Origin of the sequence: Arenibacter sp. ARW7G5Y1 (genome assembly GCF_003201775.1) — a bacterium.
In the GTDB taxonomy this organism is placed as follows: Bacteria; Bacteroidota; Bacteroidia; order Flavobacteriales; family Flavobacteriaceae; genus Arenibacter.
Map to the genome: position 1 here is coordinate 101,413 of NZ_QJJZ01000009.1, position 19,261 is coordinate 120,673.

The 19,261-nt window shown below is 40.3% G+C and carries 14 protein-coding genes; 7 read left to right on the plus strand and 7 right to left on the minus strand.

Annotation, left to right across the window (positions count from 1 at the left end; translation table 11 throughout):
* The first annotated feature begins 187 nt into the window (after nt 1–187).
* The 3 genes from C7972_RS13985 to C7972_RS13995 are packed head-to-tail and all read left to right on the plus strand — an operon-like array spanning nt 188 to nt 3,213.
* Nucleotides 188–1,270, plus strand: coding sequence for an efflux RND transporter periplasmic adaptor subunit (locus C7972_RS13985; protein ID WP_110356800.1), 1,083 nt, complete (start codon nt 188–190; stop codon nt 1,268–1,270).
* Nucleotides 1,267–2,529, plus strand: a complete 1,263-nt coding sequence (locus C7972_RS13990) for an FtsX-like permease family protein (RefSeq protein ID WP_110356801.1) — start codon at nt 1,267–1,269, stop codon at nt 2,527–2,529. The genes C7972_RS13985 and C7972_RS13990 overlap by 4 nt, the downstream gene beginning before the upstream one ends.
* A gap of 9 nt (nt 2,530–2,538) precedes the next feature.
* Nucleotides 2,539–3,213 carry an ABC transporter ATP-binding protein gene (locus tag C7972_RS13995; RefSeq protein ID WP_110356802.1) on the plus strand — a complete coding sequence of 225 codons (675 nt, stop codon included), beginning with the start codon at nt 2,539–2,541 and terminating at the stop codon, nt 3,211–3,213.
* Nucleotides 3,214–3,252: 39 nt separating this feature from the next.
* Here C7972_RS13995 and C7972_RS14000 read toward each other — a convergent pair whose 3' ends face one another.
* Together C7972_RS14000 and C7972_RS14005 are read right to left on the minus strand one after the other, a co-directional pair.
* Nucleotides 3,253–4,629 (minus strand): Gfo/Idh/MocA family oxidoreductase, encoded by a 1,377-nt coding sequence (locus tag C7972_RS14000; RefSeq protein WP_110356803.1) that lies wholly within the window; start codon nt 4,627–4,629, stop codon nt 3,253–3,255.
* A 108-nt stretch (nt 4,630–4,737) separates the two neighbouring features.
* Nucleotides 4,738–5,454 carry a DUF1003 domain-containing protein gene (locus C7972_RS14005; RefSeq protein WP_110356914.1) on the minus strand — a complete coding sequence of 239 codons (717 nt, stop codon included), beginning with the start codon at nt 5,452–5,454 and terminating at the stop codon, nt 4,738–4,740.
* A gap of 112 nt (nt 5,455–5,566) precedes the next feature.
* On the opposite strand from C7972_RS14005, the gene C7972_RS14010 reads away from it, so the two are divergent.
* Together C7972_RS14010 and C7972_RS14015 are read left to right on the plus strand one after the other, a co-directional pair.
* Nucleotides 5,567–7,297, plus strand: a complete 1,731-nt coding sequence (locus C7972_RS14010) for an APC family permease (RefSeq protein ID WP_110356804.1) — start codon at nt 5,567–5,569, stop codon at nt 7,295–7,297.
* Between the two features lie 146 nt (nt 7,298–7,443).
* Nucleotides 7,444–7,701, plus strand: coding sequence for a heavy-metal-associated domain-containing protein (locus tag C7972_RS14015; RefSeq protein WP_110356805.1), 258 nt, complete (start codon nt 7,444–7,446; stop codon nt 7,699–7,701).
* Between the two features lie 21 nt (nt 7,702–7,722).
* On the opposite strand, the gene C7972_RS14020 is transcribed toward C7972_RS14015, so the two are convergent.
* Nucleotides 7,723–9,690 carry an amylo-alpha-1,6-glucosidase gene (locus C7972_RS14020; protein ID WP_220020910.1) on the minus strand — a complete coding sequence of 656 codons (1,968 nt, stop codon included), beginning with the start codon at nt 9,688–9,690 and terminating at the stop codon, nt 7,723–7,725.
* Nucleotides 9,691–9,706: 16 nt separating this feature from the next.
* Nucleotides 9,707–12,343, minus strand: a complete 2,637-nt coding sequence (locus C7972_RS14025; protein ID WP_110356807.1) for a glucosidase — start codon at nt 12,341–12,343, stop codon at nt 9,707–9,709.
* A 191-nt stretch (nt 12,344–12,534) separates the two neighbouring features.
* Between C7972_RS14025 and C7972_RS14030 the strand changes: the two genes are divergently transcribed.
* Nucleotides 12,535–13,044 carry a hypothetical protein gene (locus tag C7972_RS14030; protein ID WP_110356808.1) on the plus strand — a complete coding sequence of 170 codons (510 nt, stop codon included), beginning with the start codon at nt 12,535–12,537 and terminating at the stop codon, nt 13,042–13,044.
* A 252-nt stretch (nt 13,045–13,296) separates the two neighbouring features.
* Complete coding sequence (locus C7972_RS14035; RefSeq protein ID WP_110356809.1) at nt 13,297–14,613, plus strand: Gfo/Idh/MocA family protein; 1,317 nt, start codon at nt 13,297–13,299, stop codon at nt 14,611–14,613.
* Between the two features lie 105 nt (nt 14,614–14,718).
* Here the strand turns inward: C7972_RS14035 and C7972_RS14040 are convergent, their stop codons facing one another.
* The 3 genes from C7972_RS14040 to C7972_RS14050 all read right to left on the minus strand — a co-directional run bounded on the left by C7972_RS14040 (nt 14,719) and on the right by C7972_RS14050 (nt 19,232).
* Nucleotides 14,719–17,337, minus strand: coding sequence for an alkaline phosphatase D family protein (locus tag C7972_RS14040; RefSeq protein WP_110356810.1), 2,619 nt, complete (start codon nt 17,335–17,337; stop codon nt 14,719–14,721).
* A 136-nt stretch (nt 17,338–17,473) separates the two neighbouring features.
* Nucleotides 17,474–18,565, minus strand: coding sequence for a DUF5007 domain-containing protein (locus C7972_RS14045; RefSeq protein ID WP_181422894.1), 1,092 nt, complete (start codon nt 18,563–18,565; stop codon nt 17,474–17,476).
* A 22-nt stretch (nt 18,566–18,587) separates the two neighbouring features.
* Nucleotides 18,588–19,232 (minus strand): fasciclin domain-containing protein, encoded by a 645-nt coding sequence (locus C7972_RS14050; protein WP_181422895.1) that lies wholly within the window; start codon nt 19,230–19,232, stop codon nt 18,588–18,590.
* Nucleotides 19,233–19,261 lie beyond the last annotated feature (29 nt).

Genomic DNA, 19,261 nt, shown 5'->3' on the forward strand with positions numbered 1-19,261 from the left:
TTTGTAAAATATGATATCGGTCAGTCCATTACCTTTTAGAAAAACTACCCATATATTCTAATAGGTCCAATAGACTATAGGAGCAAGGTTTGCTGGGATTTGGACAGAAATAGACCAATCATGATTTTTCTCATATTCCAAATAGTTTAATTCCCTTTATTTTGTGCTACCGTATTTTATATTTTCTATGAGGAATTTTATATTGATTCAGTGTCTTTTTCTATTGTTATCCTGTGGAGACAAACCGGAAAGGACTTTTCCGACAAAAATCCATTTAACCGAATCTGTATATGCATCCGTAACCGTGCAGCCAGATAGTCTATATCAGGCCTATGCCCCTGTAGCGGGTATTTTGGATCGTAATTTATTGGAAGAGGGAGACTTGGTAAGGGAAGGAACGCCCATTGTTCAGATAGTTAACAGTACCCCAAGACTCAATATGGAGAATGCCAGATTGACCCTGGAATTGGCAAAGGCAAATTATAATGGAAGTTCGGCGGTCTTAAGTTCATTGGAGGATGAGATTCGATCGGCAACCTTATCCTTTAAAAATGATTCCGTTAATTATTTAAGACAAAAGAGGCTTTGGGATCAAAATATTGGTTCAAAGGTGCAGTTCGAGAACCGAAAACTAGCTTATGAAATTTCGGGAAATAATTTAAAACAACTTAAAAATAAGTACGTCCAGACCAAGAACGAACTTTCAACCCAAGTTCAGCAAGCGATCAACAATTACAATACCTCCAAGCTTTCCACCGAAGACTTTACCGTTAGCAGTAAGATCAATGGAAAGGTTTATGCCCTTTACAAAAACCCCGGGGAGATAGTCAATTCCATGGAGCCTTTGGCAGCGGTGGGAAGTGCATCGGATTTTATTATTGAGTTGTTGATAGATGAGGTCGATATAGTAAAACTCCAGTTGGGCCAAAAAGCCCTCATTACGCTGGATGCCTATGGAGATATGGTGTTTGACGCCAAAGTAAGCAAAATATATCCCAAAAAGGACGAGCGTTCCCAAACGTTCAAGGCAGAGGCCATTTTTAATAATCCTCCAAAAGCACTTTATCCCGGTTTGGCAGGGGAGGGGAATATAATTATTTCTGAAAAGGAAAATGTCTTGACCATTCCCAAGGAATATTTGTTGGAGGGGAATAAGGTAAAGACCCCAGACGGACTTGTTGAAATTGTTCCAGGGCTACAAAACCTGGATCGTGTCGAAATTATAAAAGGCATCAATGAGACCACAGAAATTCTAAAACCTGAAGAATGATCAATTGGAAGGTCATATTGAATATCGCCAAAACCCATCTGCTCACCAAGATGAAATCTACGGTCACCGCCTCCCTAGGCGTTACTTTTGGTATCGGGGCCTATATAACCTTGGTCAGTTTTATGACGGGGCTCAATGAAATGCTGGACAGCCTAATTTTGAACCAAACACCCCATATCCATATTTACAATGAAATTGAACCCTCGGATGAACAGCCCATTGCCCTTTACCAAGAATTTGAGGATGCCTTTAATGTAGTGAATTCCGTTAAGCCAAAACAAAGTCAGAAGAAGATTCACAACGGTCTACCCATCCTGAATTATCTAAAAAAGGACGAAAAGGTGTATGGTGCCACCCCACAACTTAGGGCGCAGATCTTTTATCTGTCCGGTTCCATAGAACTGGGCGGAAATTTGGTAGGGGTCGATATTATGGAGGAGGCAAGACTCTCGAACATTGGTGATTATATAGTAGAGGGAACGGCCCAGGATCTGAAAAATAGTGATAACGGAATACTTTTGGGTGACGGTCTTGCTCAAAAAATGTCGCTTAAAAAAGGGGATCGTGTACAGATAAGCACTATAAAGGGGGATGTTTTTCCCCTAAAAATTGTGGGAATCTACCAAAGTGGCATTGCAGAAATAGATAATATTCAAAGTTATGCCAATCTAAAGACGGTACAACGTATTTTGGGAGAGGCCCAGAACTACATTACCGATATCAATGTAAAGTTGTACGATATTAACGAGGCCACTACTATGGCAAAAAGCTTGGGAAAACAGTTTCAAGTAAAGGCGACCAGCATTAACGAGGCCAATGCCCAATTTGAGACGGGATCCAATATTCGTAACCTGATCACCTACGCTGTGTCCATTACATTATTGATAGTTGCAGGTTTTGGAATATACAATATCCTTAATATGCTCATTTATGAGAAAATGAAGGATATCGCAATTTTAAAAGCTATTGGATTCTCAGGCAATGACGTGCAGCTTATATTTATGTGTCAGGCTATGATTATTGGCGTATTGGGTGGGATTCTTGGGCTTATTGTTGGGTTTGTTCTTTCCAAACTAATAGATAATGTAGCCTTTGAAACCGAGGCGTTACCAACCATTACCACCTATCCCATTGATTATGATATTTGGTACTATGTCATCGGAATTTCCTTTGCCCTGATTTCGACCTTTGTTGCTGGTTGGTTGCCTTCCAATAAAGCAAAGCACATAGACCCTGTGCGTATTATTAGGGGAACTTAATCAAGAAAAATGGACTTCGTTTTAGAGACAAAAAATATCAACAAATACTTTGACCAGCCTGTGAAATTTCATGTGCTCAAAGATATCTCATTGGGAATAAGGAAGGGGGAATTTGCCTCTATCATGGGTAAATCTGGGTCAGGTAAGTCAACCCTGCTTTATATTTTGTCTACCATGGATACGGATTATACCGGGGAATTATTTTTAAACAATGAATTGATTACGGGCCAAAAACACGGTAAACTTTCACAAATACGCAATAAGAATATAGGTTTCGTGTTCCAGTTTCATTATTTGCTGTCCGAGTTTAGCGTATTGGAAAATGTGATGCTACCGGCAAAAAAATTGGGAGAGAAGTCCTTAGCGGAAATAGAACACGATGCCATGGAAAAATTAAGAATGTTGGACATCCTAAAGTTGGCCCATCAACGGGCCTCGAGAATATCAGGTGGGGAAAAACAACGGGTGGCCATTGCCAGGGCTTTGATAAACAATCCCGCGATTCTGATGGGCGACGAACCTACCGGGAATTTGGATAGCCATAATTCTGAAAACGTCTTCAGTATATTTAAACGATTAAAGGAGGAGGAAGACCTCTCTCTCTTGATAGTGACCCATGATGAGGACTTTGCCAAACGTACAGACAGAATTATACAGATGGAGGATGGCCGTATTTTGGATTAATTTTTATTTATCGCAAACTTACATGGGACAGCCATAGTTCTATTTAAAATCGTGGGGATGGGGATGCTTCCATGGGGAACGATATTCCCTTTGTAAAAGCGCTGTTGCCTCCACATCATTTACCACCATAATATTTTTAGGATCATAGACCAAAGGTCTTCCCGTGGCCATGGCCATATTGGCCAAGATACAGCTTGCGGTGGATATGTGGCCTTCCCGAATATCGGCAACAGGTAAATTGCCCTTTTCAATGGCAGCAAGAAAATCCAGCATATGTAATCTGGTGGCCGGAGCTGCGTTCAGTTCTATATCTTTTTCGGTAAGGTCCTCTGGATATTTTTCCTTTTCATAAACAACATCCAAATGTATCTTTTCTCCATCCCCGTGCGGAACAAAGTCGGCCCTCATGGTGCTTCCGGACAGTGTGCCTTTCTCCCCATAAAGTTTAAATGACCAAGGGTAATCCGGGTCTGCGGGGGTTCCCCAACTTCTATGCTGCCAAACGCAATTGAGTTCCTCATATTCAAAGATGGCGGTTTGGGTATCGGCAATATTGGATTTCCCGTCTTGTTGGACATAGATGCCGCCTGTAGAACTAATCCTTTTGGGCCAATCCAACTCCAGCATCCATCTAACGGTATCCAACATATGTACGCACATATCGCCCATAATGCCATTGCCGTACTCCATAAAGGTTCGCCACCAACGTCTGTGGGGGATTCCATCATAAGGACGCAGTGGTGCTGGTCCAGTCCACATTTCGTAGTCCAAAAAATCGGGAACCTTTTCTATGGGAGGGTTGCCATTGGCCCGCATATGATAGTAACAGCACATTTCCACATGGGAAATTTTCCCCAATAAGCCTGCGTCCACTATGTTTTTTTTGGCTTCTATAAGATGTGGGGTACTCTTACGCTGGGTTCCCACCTGAACTACCCTGTTGTATTTTCTAGCGGCCGCTACCATAGCTTCCCCTTCCATTACATCAACACTTATTGGTTTTTGTACATAAACATGGGCTCCGGACTTTAAGGCCTCTATGGCCTGCAGTGCATGCCAATGATCTGGGGTGCCAATAAGTACAATATCCAAATCCCTTTCTGCGAGCATTTTCCTATAATCCTTATAAGTTCTAGGGGTTTTACGCGATGGCTGCCTAAGACTGATTAGGTTTGCAGCTTCTGTTAGTAAACGTTCGTCCACATCACAGATAGATACAACATCTACTTTAGTGACTTGCATTAGCCTAAAAAGATCACTTTTTCCATACCAACCTGTACCTATCAACCCCACCCGTAGCGGTTTATCCCGGTAAATGAGTTCCATGCCATAGGATCCAAAAGAGGAAAGAGCCAAGGATGCGGCTGCCCCCTTCATAAAGTTTCTTCGGTTGATATTAAAAATTTTGGTATCCATGGTCGGGCTAATTATTTGATGGTTTATTGGTTTTCAAAAAATACAAAATAACTTCAATCCTTGACGAATATTCTCGGTTAAATTTTGAAATGTATATTTAATACACCCTTACCCTTTAACTTTTCTGTTGTCCTTTATCTGCCTCATGATATCTTCCATCATTTCAACTTGAACTTGTTGTATATTCAATAATTCCTGTTGTTGATGCATAATAAGGTGGTCCAATTTTTCGTGCAGGACGCGAATCTCAAGTTCTGCTTTTAAATTAATCATATAATCTTGTTTGGCACGCTCCCTGTCCTTTTCCTCCTGTCTATTTTGGCTCATCATGATTACCGGGGCCTGTAATGCCGCCAAACAGGATAGAATTAAATTGAGAAGTATAAAAGGGTAGGGGTCAAATCCGCTATCCAGGAGGAAAACAATATTGATGATCATCCAAATAACAATAAAAATGCCAAACAAAATTATGAACCTCCAGCTTCCGCCAAAGCTTGCTACCTTGTCTGCCAATCGCTGGCCAAATGAATATTCCTTTGCAGTAATCAACCCTTCCCTCTGTGTGGTAATTATTTGTTCTTGCTCTATCGTTTTAAGTACGTCCTCTTCCAAAGTGGATAATTCACCAACCTCATGGATAAGATAGTCCGACAGGTATTTTTGCCGGTATAAATTAAGTTCTGAAACAGATATGGATTTTTTCGAGTGTATTTCTGGATGCTCCTTGTGGATAAGGTCCATAATTGATTTTCGAATTGTTTTTACAGGAACCTGTTCGCTGATCGGATATTCTTTTAGGGATAGGGCGCTTACAAAGGTCTTCATGTCCATATTGTTTTATCTATTAAATGTAAGGTATTTTCTAGCCTATTTGAAGATAAAGTTGTGCTGTTACCCTTATCTTTAAATATGAATTCAATCTCCTAATTATTTTTCGATGAAAAAAAAATTGAATCAACTGGAAGCCACTGCCATATGTGGTAACGACATTAGTTCATCGTGTCTATATGTTTCCGCATTGGCCATAGTTTACTCCGGTCAGTATGCTTGGATTTCCCTTTTGGTAGTGGCATTTGTCCTGTTTCTTTTTAGGAAAATTTATGGAGAGGTAGTGGGGGCACTACCATTGAACGGAGGTGCCTACAATGCTTTGTTGAATACTACTAAGAAATCGACAGCATCCCTTGCTGCAGCATTGACCGTTTTGTCGTATATGGCAACAGCTGTGATATCGGCTAGTGAGGCTGTAAAATATGCCTATAGTATATGGCGCTTTATTCCTGTTTTGCCAGTGACCATATTCTTGATGTTTTGTTTTATGGCATTGGTTATCATTGGAATTGGTGAGTCTTCCAAGGTGGCAATAGTTATTTTTTTATTTCATCTATTTTCATTAACCTTATTATGTGCTTTCTGTATAGTCTTTTTTGCTCAAAATGGATTTGGGACCTTGTTGTCAAATTATAAGGTCCCATTGGAAGGTAGTGTCTTTAGCGCTTTGTTTTTAGGGTTTTCTGCGGCAATGTTGGGGATTAGTGGCTTTGAAAGTTCGGCCAATTATGTAGAGGAGCAGAAAGCAGGGGTTTTCCCAAAGACCTTGCGCAATATGTGGGTGGTGGTAACTGTTTTTAATCCCTTGATAGCATTTCTTGCCCTAGCCATTATCCCGCTACATGTAATTGAATCCAATCAAGATGCCCTGCTTTCCCACATGGCCGATGTATCCGGAGGTAATTGGCTTTCCATTCTGGTGGGCATTGATGCGGCATTGGTTTTAAGTGGGGCCGTACTTACCTCTTTTGTTGGGGTAGGGGGACTTATGGAACGTATGGCCTTGGATAGGATTCTACCCAAATTTTTATTGAAGAAGAATAAGTCGGGAAGTTCATATTTGATCTATACGCTTTTCTTTATACTTTGTGTATCCATATTATTGGCGACCAAAGGAAATTTGGCAAAATTGGCAGGGGTTTATACCATAGCCTTTTTATCGGTTATGGTATTGTTTGGATTGGGAAACATGATGTTAAAAATAAATCGGGACAAATTACCACGCCCGGAAAGATCAAGTTGGGTGGGCCTTATAATTGCCATACTTGCGGTAATTACAGCCATGGCAGGAAACATAATTTTAAACCCTTCTTATTTGGGGATTTTTACGGAATACCTCATTCCCACTCTTCTTGTAGTGTTTTTTATGTTGTACCGCACCTATATTTTTAGGGGATTTCTAGATATTCTAAGTTTTGTCTTTCCAGATAAGGGCCATCTATTTAAGACCTTGAATGTGCAGACCAAAAAATTACTGGCGGCAATAAATAAACAACAGTTTGTTTTCTTTACCAACCATGATGATGTAGCTACCTTAAATAAGGTAATGCTTTACATTAAGAACAATGAACCAACTAGGATACTTAAAATAGTAGCGGTAGTAAATGAAGGGCATATTATGGCCCCCAAATTAAAGGAGGATATTGAGGTGTTGGATAGGGCTTATCCTGACATTCATATCCAATTTGTTGAAGAAGTAGGTGTGTTTGGTCCAGCAAAAATAAAGGAGCTTTCAAAACGATGGGGAATTCCTACCAATTTTATGTTCATTGGCTCCCCTGGGGATAAATTCCCCTATAAAATTCAGGAATTGGGCGATGTAAGACTCATTATCTAATGATTGTTGCTTTTAAAGTTATGATAATTATCACCTTTGTCCTTGCTTGTTTTTGTAAATTTATAACAGGTTTACGGGATTTAAATAGATTTTGGTTTTAAGATGCGTAGGCCAATTAATTATTTATAGATAAATAGAAATTAAATATGAGTATTCTATCAGAAAATGTAATTCCCGGCAATCATGGAAAAGTTTTTGGAACCAATGCCAAGGAGGCCAATGACCTCAGGAGAATTAGGGAGAACCTATTAAAGGTTGAAGGCGTAAAAAATGTAGTTTTTAATGATGACTTTCCAATTGAGTTTACAGTACATACTACTCAAATGGTTGAAATAAAAGAGGTGGAGAAGATGGTTAAATCCCTAGGATTTCATGCAATACCAAAGGGACTGTTTTCTTTATAAGGTAATAACCAAATTCAATTTTTAATTTTTTTTAAGGTTTGGTTCCTGTTCCGTTGATATTTCCCGTTCAATTTTGTCGAGCCCATAATCTATGTACAATTTAATAATGGCCGCAACAGACCAAGCTTGATGAATACAACCTTTTCCCTCTTTGGGGTTGCTACCATTAAAAATCTCGGAAATACAATGGATGCCATTGTCCTTGTAGAAATGTTGACGTAAGGGTTCCAATTCCAACATTACTTTTTTCCTATTACTTAAAGAGGTTCCGTAGATTTTGAAAAAGGCCTTAAAATATTCATGTAATAGAAACGGCCATACGGTTCCTTGGTGATAAGCATGGTCCCGTGACCACTGGTTACCTTCATAATTCGGCTTGTATTCAGGATTATCCGGGTTCAGGGTGCGAAGACCAAAGGGGGTGTAAAGTTTATTTTCCACAGTCTCAAGAATGGATCTTTGTTGGTCGTTATCCAGAACTCCGAAAGGTAAGCTTAGGCAATATATTTGATTGGGACGCAGGGTATCGTCCTGTGAGGTCCCTGGGATGATCACGTCATATAAGGATCCATGAGGATTGGTGAAGAATTTGGTGAAATTCAATTCAAATTTGGTTATTAATTCCAAATATCTGGCTTCAACATCGGCATTGAGAATCTGGCAGAAATTTTCATAAATTTTAAGGGCATTGTACCAAAGCGCATTGACCTCCACAGGACAGCCAATTCTAGGGGTAATGACCTTACCGCCTACTATGGCATCCATCCATGTCAACTGTACCTTGCATTCCCCGCCGTAAATAAATCCTTCCTTCGTAATGTGAATGTTGTAACGGGCCCCGGCAATATGCTGGTCCAAAATATTCTTTAATATTTTTATATGATCCTTTAGGAATGCAATATCTTCAAATTTTTTGTGGTATTCATAACTGGCCACAAATAGCCACAGTGTGGCATCCATGGTATTGTAATGAACGGGGTCTTTGGCATTATCGGGAAATCGGTCCGGGATCATTCCCTGATCCACACTCTTGAAAAAAGTATTCAAAATAGATTTGGATAGCTCTTTTTTACCAGTAGCAATGGTTAATCCGCGCATAGCGATCATGGTGTCCCTTCCCCAATCCGTAAACCAGTGATAGCCAGCAATTACGGACATACTTTTGGTGGAATTTCTATGGACTATAAATTGTTCTCCGGATAACATGAGGTCTTTAAAAAAACCAGGTGCGAACTTTTTGTTGCTCCTCCTTCGTTTTTGGCCGTCCAGTGATAGATTTTTTTTTATTCCTTCCCTAACTATGTCCTCCTCTATGGTGAAGTACAATATAAGTTCTTCTCCAGGCTGTAGTTCATGTTCGAGGTATCCAATTCTATAGTAGTCGCAGACCGACCCTAGGCCTCGAGCTTTTCCCTTGGAGAGGATGATATTTTTAAACCAACTACGTGCCTCATAATAATGTCCTGCCGTCCACCCGGTAAAAACCGGATTACTTCCGTATTCCGGGTATGATTTTAAGTGGTCCTTATTGAGCTCTGTAAAGAAATTATACCGCGAAGCTTCGTGAAAGGTAGTGTGATAGTCGTTGTATGCGTAAAGTGGGTGTAACTCCAATACAAATGGATTCTTTCCACTGTTGGTGTAGGTGAGTACAGTGGTGTTGGATCCCGATATCATTTGTATATTTTTGCGCAGTTCCCAATTAGGATCGGCAAACAGCCAAGTAGGATTCGGGTCAACAGTAAAATTCTTTAAATATTGACCTCCATCGGGAAAAACCACTTTGGGATATTGATTGGTGGAAATATGGTAGTGTTGGCCATCAATTAGTACGCGTTCTTCAATTTTTGCCACCACTACTGTGCGGTCGGTAGGCGGTTCAAGGGCGGCGACCAATAGACCGTGGTACTGTCTTGTATTGGCACCGTTGACAGCGCCTGAGGCATAACCGCCCAGTCCGTTGGTAACCAACCATTCCTTAGTGAACAAATTCTCCAAATTACAATTATATTTCTTCCATTAAATTCACTACCAAAGCGGTCCATCCCGTTTGATGCGAGGCTCCTACACCTCTGCCACTGTCCCCATGAAAATACTCATAAAATAAGATAAGGTCCTTAAAGTGGGGGTCCCGGTATTTTTCTTGATGCAATTGGTGAATGGGTCTATTGCCATCCGCATCCTTTTCAAAAAGCAGTATCAGCCTTTTGCCAATTTCATCACCAATATCCTTTAGATTCATCATGTTACCATTACCTGTGGGATAAGGAAATGCCAACTTATTTCCAAAATAGCTATGATACTCCCTTAGGGAATTAATAAACAAATAGTTCATTGGCATCCAAATAGGCCCTCTCCAGTTGGAATTTCCACCAAAAAGTCCAGAGGTGGACTCCGCAGGTTCATAATTGATCCCATAGGCTTTTCCATCTATGTTGATGGTGTAGGGTTTTTCATGTATTTTGGATAAGGATCTGATACCGAATGGGGAAAGAAACTCCTTTTCGTTTAAAATACTTCCTATCAGCTTTTGCAAACGGTCCTTGGGTACTAGTGATAGAAGTACATCCTTATTTTCAGAGTATTCTTCCATTACCTGATATTTTGCGTTCTCTATCCGGTGTCTACGGAACCATTCCATACTTTTTCTGAATCGGGGTAGCTTGTCCAAATATTCTTTCTTGATATTCAATACTGCCGTTAGGGATAACAAACCCGAAATGGAACGTACTTTAATGGGAACGGATTCTCCATGGGGCAATATCAACTTATCATAGAAAAAACCTTCCATTTCATCCCATGAGCCGTTATAATCCTGACTTATTGCGTTTAGCGCTTCTGCAATAAAGACAAAATGGCCAAAATATTTCATGGTCATATCCTCAAAAGATTGGTCTTCCAAGGCAATTTCCAAAGCCATTTCCAACATATTAAGACAATACAGGGCCATCCATGAAGTTCCATCCACTTGTTCCAGGACTCCACCTCCGGGAATATCACGGCTACGATCAAAGACCCCAATATTGTCCAGCCCCAGGAATCCCCCTTCAAAAACGTTGTTTTCAAGACTATCCTCCCGGTTCACCCACCAGGTAAAATTTAGGGCCAGTTTGTTGAACATTCGCTTTAAAAAAATAAGGTCCCCTTTACCGGTCTTCTTTTTCTCCATTTGATAAATCTGAAGGGACGCCCAAGCTTGTACGGGTGGATTTACATCACTGAAATTCCATTCATATGCAGGTATCTGGCCGTTCGGTGCCATATACCATTCCTTGGTAAACAACAACAATTGATCCTTGGCAAAATTGGAATCTACCAGGGCAAGGCTAACACAGTGGAATGCTGTATCCCAAGCAGCGAACCAAGGATATTCCCATTTGTCCGGCATAGCAAGTATGTCGTGGTTTCTCAGTGTTTTCCATTCCTTGTTTCTTCCGTTAAATCTATTTTGTGGAGGAGGCAGCTCCTTATGGTCGCCGTTCAACCACCTTTCCACTTCGTAATTGTAATATTGTTTGGACCAGAGCAGTCCGGCAATGGCCTGTTTTTGAATTTCTTTGGCATCTTTGGTTGCCGTTTTAAAAGTAGCATCCAAAAACTGTTGGGATTCTTGGATTCTTTTAGAAAAGATGGTGTCAAAACCCTTGTCGAATGGGGTTTCCAAAGAAGAGTTGGTCAACCTTAATTTAATTGTTTTTGTTTCCCCCGCTTTAATATTCAGCTTGTACAAGGGTGCAAATTTGGTGCCTTGATTATTTTTGGAAATTATGGAATAATCGTTGTTCACCACGGAATCGTGAAAAAGATCCTTTTTGAAGGGATGATCGTTAGGTTGTGCATAAACCTTTTCCATATTGGTCTCGTTCTCCGTAAACAACAATCGGGAAGCTTCTTCAAAATAGAGATGGTAGCTCCCTACATATATGTGTTTTAGGGAGACAAAGGTTTGGCCTTTTTGGGTTTCTTTTTTTATGATCGGTTTTTCGGACATACCTACAAAACTCCAAAGATTTCTGGTCCATAGAGTTGGTAGTACATGAATAGGAGCCGTATTTAAACTTCTATTGCTAATAGATATTTTTATGAGAATATCTTCGTTGTCTGCCTTGGCATATTCAGTAAGGACGTCAAAATACTCATTGTTGTCGAAGATGCCGGTATCCAAAAGCTCGTACTCCAAATCGTTTTTTCCCCGTTTTCTGTTTTCTTCCACCAATTGACGATATGGAAATTGGTTCTGTGGATATTTGTACAGATGCTTCATATAGGAATGGGTAGGGGTATTCTCCAAATAGTAATAGAGCTCCTTTACATCCTCTCCATGGTTCCCTTGAGGTCCCGTAAGTCCAAAAAGTCGCTCCTTTAAGATTTGATCCTTTCCGTTCCATAGGGCTATTCCAAAGCATACATTACAATATCTGTCTGAAATTCCGGCAATACCATCTTCTCCCCATCTATAGGCCCTACTGCGGGAATCGTCGTGCGAAAAGTAGTTCCAGGCATCCCCATCCGGACTGTAGTCTTCCCTGACCGTTCCCCATTGCCGTTCACTTAAATATGGGCCCCATTTATGCCAATCCTTCACTTTTGATCGGGAATCATCCAATCGCTTTTGTTCTTGGGCCATTCTTTCTTTAGTCATTAAATTTTATCATATATAAGGGTACTGCGGTTAACCATTATCGTGTGCATCCGGCACTTTCATATTCTACCATTAAAGATAGCATATGTTTAACACATTTTTAACCTGACAACGGTTTAAATAATGTCTCGGATGGCATTTTTTTTGAGGCTAATGATGTAAAAACAGAGGTTTAATTAAAATTTTTTAATATGAAAAAATTTGTGTTTACCCTTTTGTTGGGTTTGATTTTAGTTGCATGCCAGGCACAGGACGATCGCGGTACATCCAAGCTTGAGCTTGCCGAGAGAAGCACGGACAGTATTTCTAGGGATACACCGAAAATAAGTTGGAAGGTCGATAAACAATACGATGAGGAAGGAAATGTTATAGGCTATGACTCCATTTACTCTTATTCATACAGTAATCTGGAGAGCCTGCCCAAGGAAATGAATCTGGACAGTATCATGGGGGCTATGAAATTTTTCTCAGAGGATAATTTATACTCTTTCATGGAAGACCATAATTTGGGGCGGTTCATGGATATAGATTCCCTAATGGGTAGAGGCCCATATTTTAATGATTTTTTTGAAAGGCAACGCAACAACAACTTTTCGGACATGCGAAAAATATTTCAACAAATGGATTCCCTGCAAGAAATGATGATGGAAAGGCATAGGCATTTTAAACCGGAGGCTTTGAAAGAAAAGTCTAAATTATAAATGAAATTTTCTGTTACGGATACCGTATAATGACGGTTGAATTTTAGGCGTTGAAAAAATTTATGTTCGTTATTCTGGGATATCAGGAAATATTTAACATAATAGGTGCTATTCCGTACAAATGTACATTGTACGTTTCCAAATAAATCTCTATCTTGACCACGCATTCCTGTTCCCCATTTTTTTGATATGGGGCCGTGATTGTGCAATTTTTAATTTTATATCATAAAAACTAAACAAACAAGTAATACCATGACCAATATTAAAAACAGTAGAAGAGATTTTGTTAAGAGCAGTGCTCTGGTAACAGGAGCTATGATTTTACCAACCATGCAAATGAATGCTATGGTAAATGTAGCTAATGACAAGAAATTAAAAATAGCCTTGATTGGTTGTGGTGGTCGTGGTACAGGTGCGGCGCAACAAGCCCTGAAAGCGGATCCCAATGTTGAATTGATTGCGATGGCCGATGCTTTTGAAGATAGGTTGCAGGGAAGTTTAATGAATTTGCAGAAGGAGTTTAAGGATACCAAGAAGGTAAATGTTCCCAAGGCGAATCAGTTTGTTGGTTTTGATGGGGCGGAAAAAGCCATAGACATGGCGGATGTGGTTATTTTGGCCACCCCTCCAGGATTTAGGCCCCAGCATTTTGAATATGCGGTAAATGCAGGAAAGCATGTATTTATGGAAAAGCCGGTTGCAACGGATGTACCTGGAGTACGAAAGGTATTGGCAGCGGCGCAAGTAGCAAAGGATAAGAAATTAAATGTGGTCGTTGGCCTTCAAAGACATTACCAGGATAGTTATTTGGCAGCTTTACAGCAAATCAAGGATAATAAGATAGGAAAAATTGTTTCAGGACAAGTATACTGGAACAGTGGTGGAGTTTGGGTTAGGGAAAGACAACCAGGACAAACCGAGCTGGAATACCAAATGCGAAATTGGTATTATTTCAACTGGTTGTGCGGAGACCATATATTGGAACAGCACATCCACAATATAGATGTTGCCAATTGGTTTATAGGGGAATACCCAGTTTCAGCACAAGGATTTGGAGGAAGACAAGTAAGGACGGGTAAGGACCATGGGGAAATTTTTGATCACCATTTTGTGGAATATACCTATCCCAGTGGTGCTGTAATAGCCAGTCAGTGCCGTCATATGCCGGAAACCATGAGTAGGGTGGCCGAGACCTTTCAAGGTACCAAAGGAACTATTGAAACGTACGGGGATAATGCCTTTATTAAGGATTATAATGGCAATGATATATTTACTCACCGAGGAAAGGATGATCCAAATCCATATCAGGTAGAGCATATTAAACTTTTTGAATCCATTAGGAACAAAGGTGTAATAAGCAATGCTGAAAATGGAGCTATGAGTACCATGAGTGCAATTATAGGAAGGATGGCCACTTATTCGGGCCAAGTAATTAAGTGGGAGGAGGCCATGACTTCCAATATAGATTTGGCTCCGGACAATTTAACTTGGGATTCTCCGGCACCGGTACAACCCAATGCGGATGGTACTTACAATATACCAATCCCCGGGAAGACTGTTGTGATCTAAGATTTTAAATAGAATAATTATTAATCCCAAACTTTCCAAGTAGGTAGAAAGTTTGGGATTTTTTGTGGTACGACCTGATTGATACAATTGAAACGCCTATATAAATTAAACAAGGCTAATCTCCAATATACGCTTGTTGGCTGTTTTGGCCCTAATATTTTTTAGTGTCTTTTTTCTATTCTTTTCAACATCTAGTATTACGATGGTATATTTTCCTTCCTCGAAGACTTTGGGAGTAAATGTGTTTGTTGCCATACGGATTGAATAAACCAGTTGATCCCTTTTGTCGAAAACCAGAATCACTGGTTTATTTGTATTATGAACCATTATCGTTGGCAGCCAAGCTTTAGCTTTTTTGCCATAATTGTCCTCTTGTTTTATTGTAATCGGCCATCCTGGGAATTGTTCATTTTTATTGCTCAAGGGGTTGGCATATCTAGGCCAACAGGCTGTGGTTATGGTTCTTTCTTTTTTATTAAAGGTTACCAGACCATAGCCTGTGGCCCTATTGTGAACAATGGCCGGTTCAATCCCGGTATTGAAAGGGTTACCTACGGCATGGACAGAAATTTTATTCCCAAATCCGTCTTCATGATTACCTACATAAGCTGGTTTTTCATAGGTGTGGTCCTTGGCATTCACTTCGGGCCAAAACCTTCTTGGCCAAATATTGTTCAGGGCCGGGCCGGCAAAGGCATATCCACTGTCGCCATGCTCATCTGTGCCATATTGTATAAAACTTCCCAAATGTTGATCTCCGGCAATATGAAAGGCAAAACATTTTCGTACGGCCTTTACGGCCTTATCCCTTTCGTTGGCAGGCCAACCATTGGAATCCATGTCCACGGTAGGTACATCGCCCAATACGTATTCCCCTTTTTGGGGAATAGGCAAGGAGGGAACCACGTCATCATTTAAGGCTGTTTTTGGTAAGGTGGCCACGGTGGCAAAATTGGTTTGGGAGAGTACCACTTTCATTTCTACTCCATTGCTCCAATCCCGGGTCCAATGATCTATAAAATCATGCTGCCTCTTTCCCAGAAGTACGGCTTCCAAATCGCGATGTTTTTTTATATCAAATTCCCTATTCTGTATCCAGCCATTTCTAACTTGGGCTTCCTGGGGCAAAACATGCTTGGGCGCCGATTTAAATTTTCGATCCTCCAAGATGGCAAAACTTAGTCCGCCGTAGTTCCAAGTTGTATAATAAACACCGATATTCTGCTGTACGGGGGTAGGGTCATAGGGATCCGGTAAATGACTTGTTTGTGTAAATTGTACCATGTTGATCCATTCCGCAGGCATTTTATATCCGCCCGAATCCTGTGCCAGCATGCCATGTCCTTTACTGGTATCGGCTTTTTTACCACTCTCGCCCCATACATTGCCGTGATATACATCATGATCATCAGGGATAATGGCGCAGGGTTTGTGCCTGAACAGTTCTCGGTAAGACCATCCGAACATCATCCATTTTCGCAGGTAATCCAGACACAGATTGTCTAGGTTACCACTGCGTTCTGCTCCATATCCACCGGTACCCTCGTAAAATTGGTCACCTAGGAAAAGAACCATATCAGGATTTAATTTGGATACATTTTCTTGAACGTCGTTATCAGGAAAACCATAGTGGAAATTACAGCTAAAAACAGCTGCAGAAACTGCATCCTTGGCCATTGGTTCTTGGGCTATGGTTCCGTCAAAGGTGTACTGGTGGGTTTCATTTTTTAAAGGAATTTCTACCAATATTCGATACGGTATTTCCGTGCTGGTGTTCCAATCTTCAATTACAAAGTTCACTGCCCTGCCAATATGCTCCAATTTGGCATTTTTTCTGGTTTTCCAAATTCCTTGCTCTTGGAATTGCAAAATAACGGTATGATTCTCAATCTCTTCAATGGGGGCCAATTGTGCAGTCAGTTTCAATTTTTTTTCGTGAAGGGTATATTGGGCAAAACAAATAGGGCCGTATAATTGATCCTTGTTTGAAATAAGGTTGTCTGCGGATATATTCCAATTGGAAAACGTGGCTGAAGCTTTGGATGTATGGCTCTTGGCGATGTTTAGATCGGCAAGCAGGGCAAAATTGCCTTCAACACTACCGCTTTCAACACTTATATTTTCTTGGGTATGAATCAGTTGATCGTTTGTGGGGTCCAGAATTAAAACCTTTAACAGGTATTCGCTTTTATTTGGGACAAGCTCTGTAATTAATTGGTAGTCATTTGGAATTTGTGTAAGCTTGGTTTCAAAGCTTATATCTCCAACCTGTAGCTTACCACTCGGCTTCAGTCCTATATCGAGCCCCTTGCCAAAAACGGCAGCAGACCTGTAATCCTCAAAGGGACCTTTACATCCAAGTCTTATCCCCAAGCAACCTTCATCGGCTGGTGAAATATTTTTATTCAATACGTTTATATCCACGCTTACCCTTAATGGCGACATGTATTCCGTTTTTTGAACAGTAAGTAGCTGTAGGTTTCTGCTTTTAGCACTAATGTTGCAAACGACCCTTCCATTTTTTAGTCGCCAATCCTGTAAACGGTTTCCCCAATATTCGGGTCCGACCCATTTCATATCTGGCCAGTTATGCCAATTACTTTTAAATTGTATTGTTTCAAGGGCTTTGTTTTGGCTTACTAATCCTAAAGGGAATGCCGAAGCTGAAAAGCTGGGCAATAGGGTTCCTAGGGCAATGGTTTTGATATATTTTCTTCTATTCATGCAGGTTGACTTCAAGTTGTGTAAAGTATTATAATTGTTGTCATTATGGCTAAAAATAAATAAAAAAATGGTTTGAAATGGGAACCAAAGTTGCGCCAAAACAAACCATTTATAAGGTGTACTAAGCTAGTTTATATTATTCCTTTACCTTGGTATAAGGGATTTTCATTTTTATCTCCCAGGTACCTGAATCATTTATTTTAATTCCCCAGCGTATATAAGCCCTATTTCTAATTTCACCAGTATCTGGATCTAGGTATGGTGTCCAGTCCTTTGGGCCGTTATCCGCTTCAAAGGCTTCGGTGTCCACTGTAAAGGCATCATCTGTGGTGAGGTAGTACATTAAATAAGAATTGGTCCCAGTAGCATAGGTTCTTCCGTATTGCGGAAACGGTGGTGCTGGTAGCGAGAATGTGGATCCAGTTGCATCAACTTCCGTATCTACTGAATTGTCATGATAGTTTTGTAAGAAAGTTGACCCGGATGGATAAAAAACAACCTTTTCAGGGTTTAATGGTTTATCATAACTGTCCGCAATGATCATTTTAACCTTTACGCCCAAGGATGGTTCTTCACTTATCTTGGTTACTGTGATATAAGGGTGGGTACCATCTAAAACACTGGGAACACCTTCATCAAAATCGTTCATAATGGTAGAGGTATAGGCAATGTCATAAGCTCCGTCACCTTTACCCAATTGCAGCCTAGAACGCATTTCTGTAGGGAATTCAACTGGTTGAAAATCATCCAATTTCACTATCACAAAGTCATCCAATTGACGCTCGCCCCTTACATTGGTTGCTTTAACGTTTATCTTGAATATGTTATTGTTGGTTACAAACTTACTAGCCTGGGTAAAGGCCAATTGTCCACTTACTTCATTGATCATGATGGTGGGGAAATCCCCCAATTCCAACTTTTCTTCCACTAGTGCCAAGGTGGTATCGGTTTCGGCATTGAAGGCGGATTTCCAAGTTAATAGCTCGTATTCGTCGTACAAATCGTTTGTAGGATTACCTTGGGCATCTGTGATACTCGTTATTTCCCATTTTAAAGGGTAGGTTGATCCCTCTATGGCTGGTGCAGCCCCCACCTTAAACACTCCGCGTGGAACGGCAATGGTGTCTTCCAAAGCATGGATATTGTCACTGAGGTAACCCACTTCAGGTGGTTGACAAGATGCAACCATTACGATAATGATCAGTATGGAATAAATTATATTTTTCATCTTTTTATTTTTATGATTTTTATTAGTCCCTTTCGAAATTGAACAAAGTATGGTTTCCCTGTAGGACATGAATAACTCCATTGGTAGAGATTAAATTGGAGGTTTTTACAACCACCTTATCATCATCATCTATATTATCCCATTCGTCCCAGTCATCACCTTGTTTATAGGTGAAGTACACAAATTCGGGTTTGGAATCCAACTCATCGTTATATATATCTGTTGGTTCCAAGGAAATTCTTTTTTCTTCACCATTTACAGCGGTATAGATTTTTCCTTGTTCCTTGGTCATGTTTTCCCTTCTTATTTTGCCAGAAAAAATATAACCTCCCATATATTTGGTAAGGGTATCCAAAGGAATATCGTTTAAGGTAAACTGGGCTTGTGGATCTACTTCCCTCATATCTGCCAGTACAGCGTTCACATAATTCTTAATGGAAAGATTATTGGGTGCAAAGATGGTGTTGTTTCCGTTCACCAAATCGGCCATTCCCGCTTTTTCAATTAATAGGGCCAAAGTGTCCAACTGACTGTGGGACTTAAAGAATTCCATGGTGGTTGTTCCCACCTCTGGACTACTAATACCTCCATCTACAAGGTAGTTTCCATCCTTGTCACAGGAATAAAGGACTACTACGGCTGTTAGTATGATTATTATTTTTTTCATCGTGATTGTTTTCTTTAGTTCTAAAATTA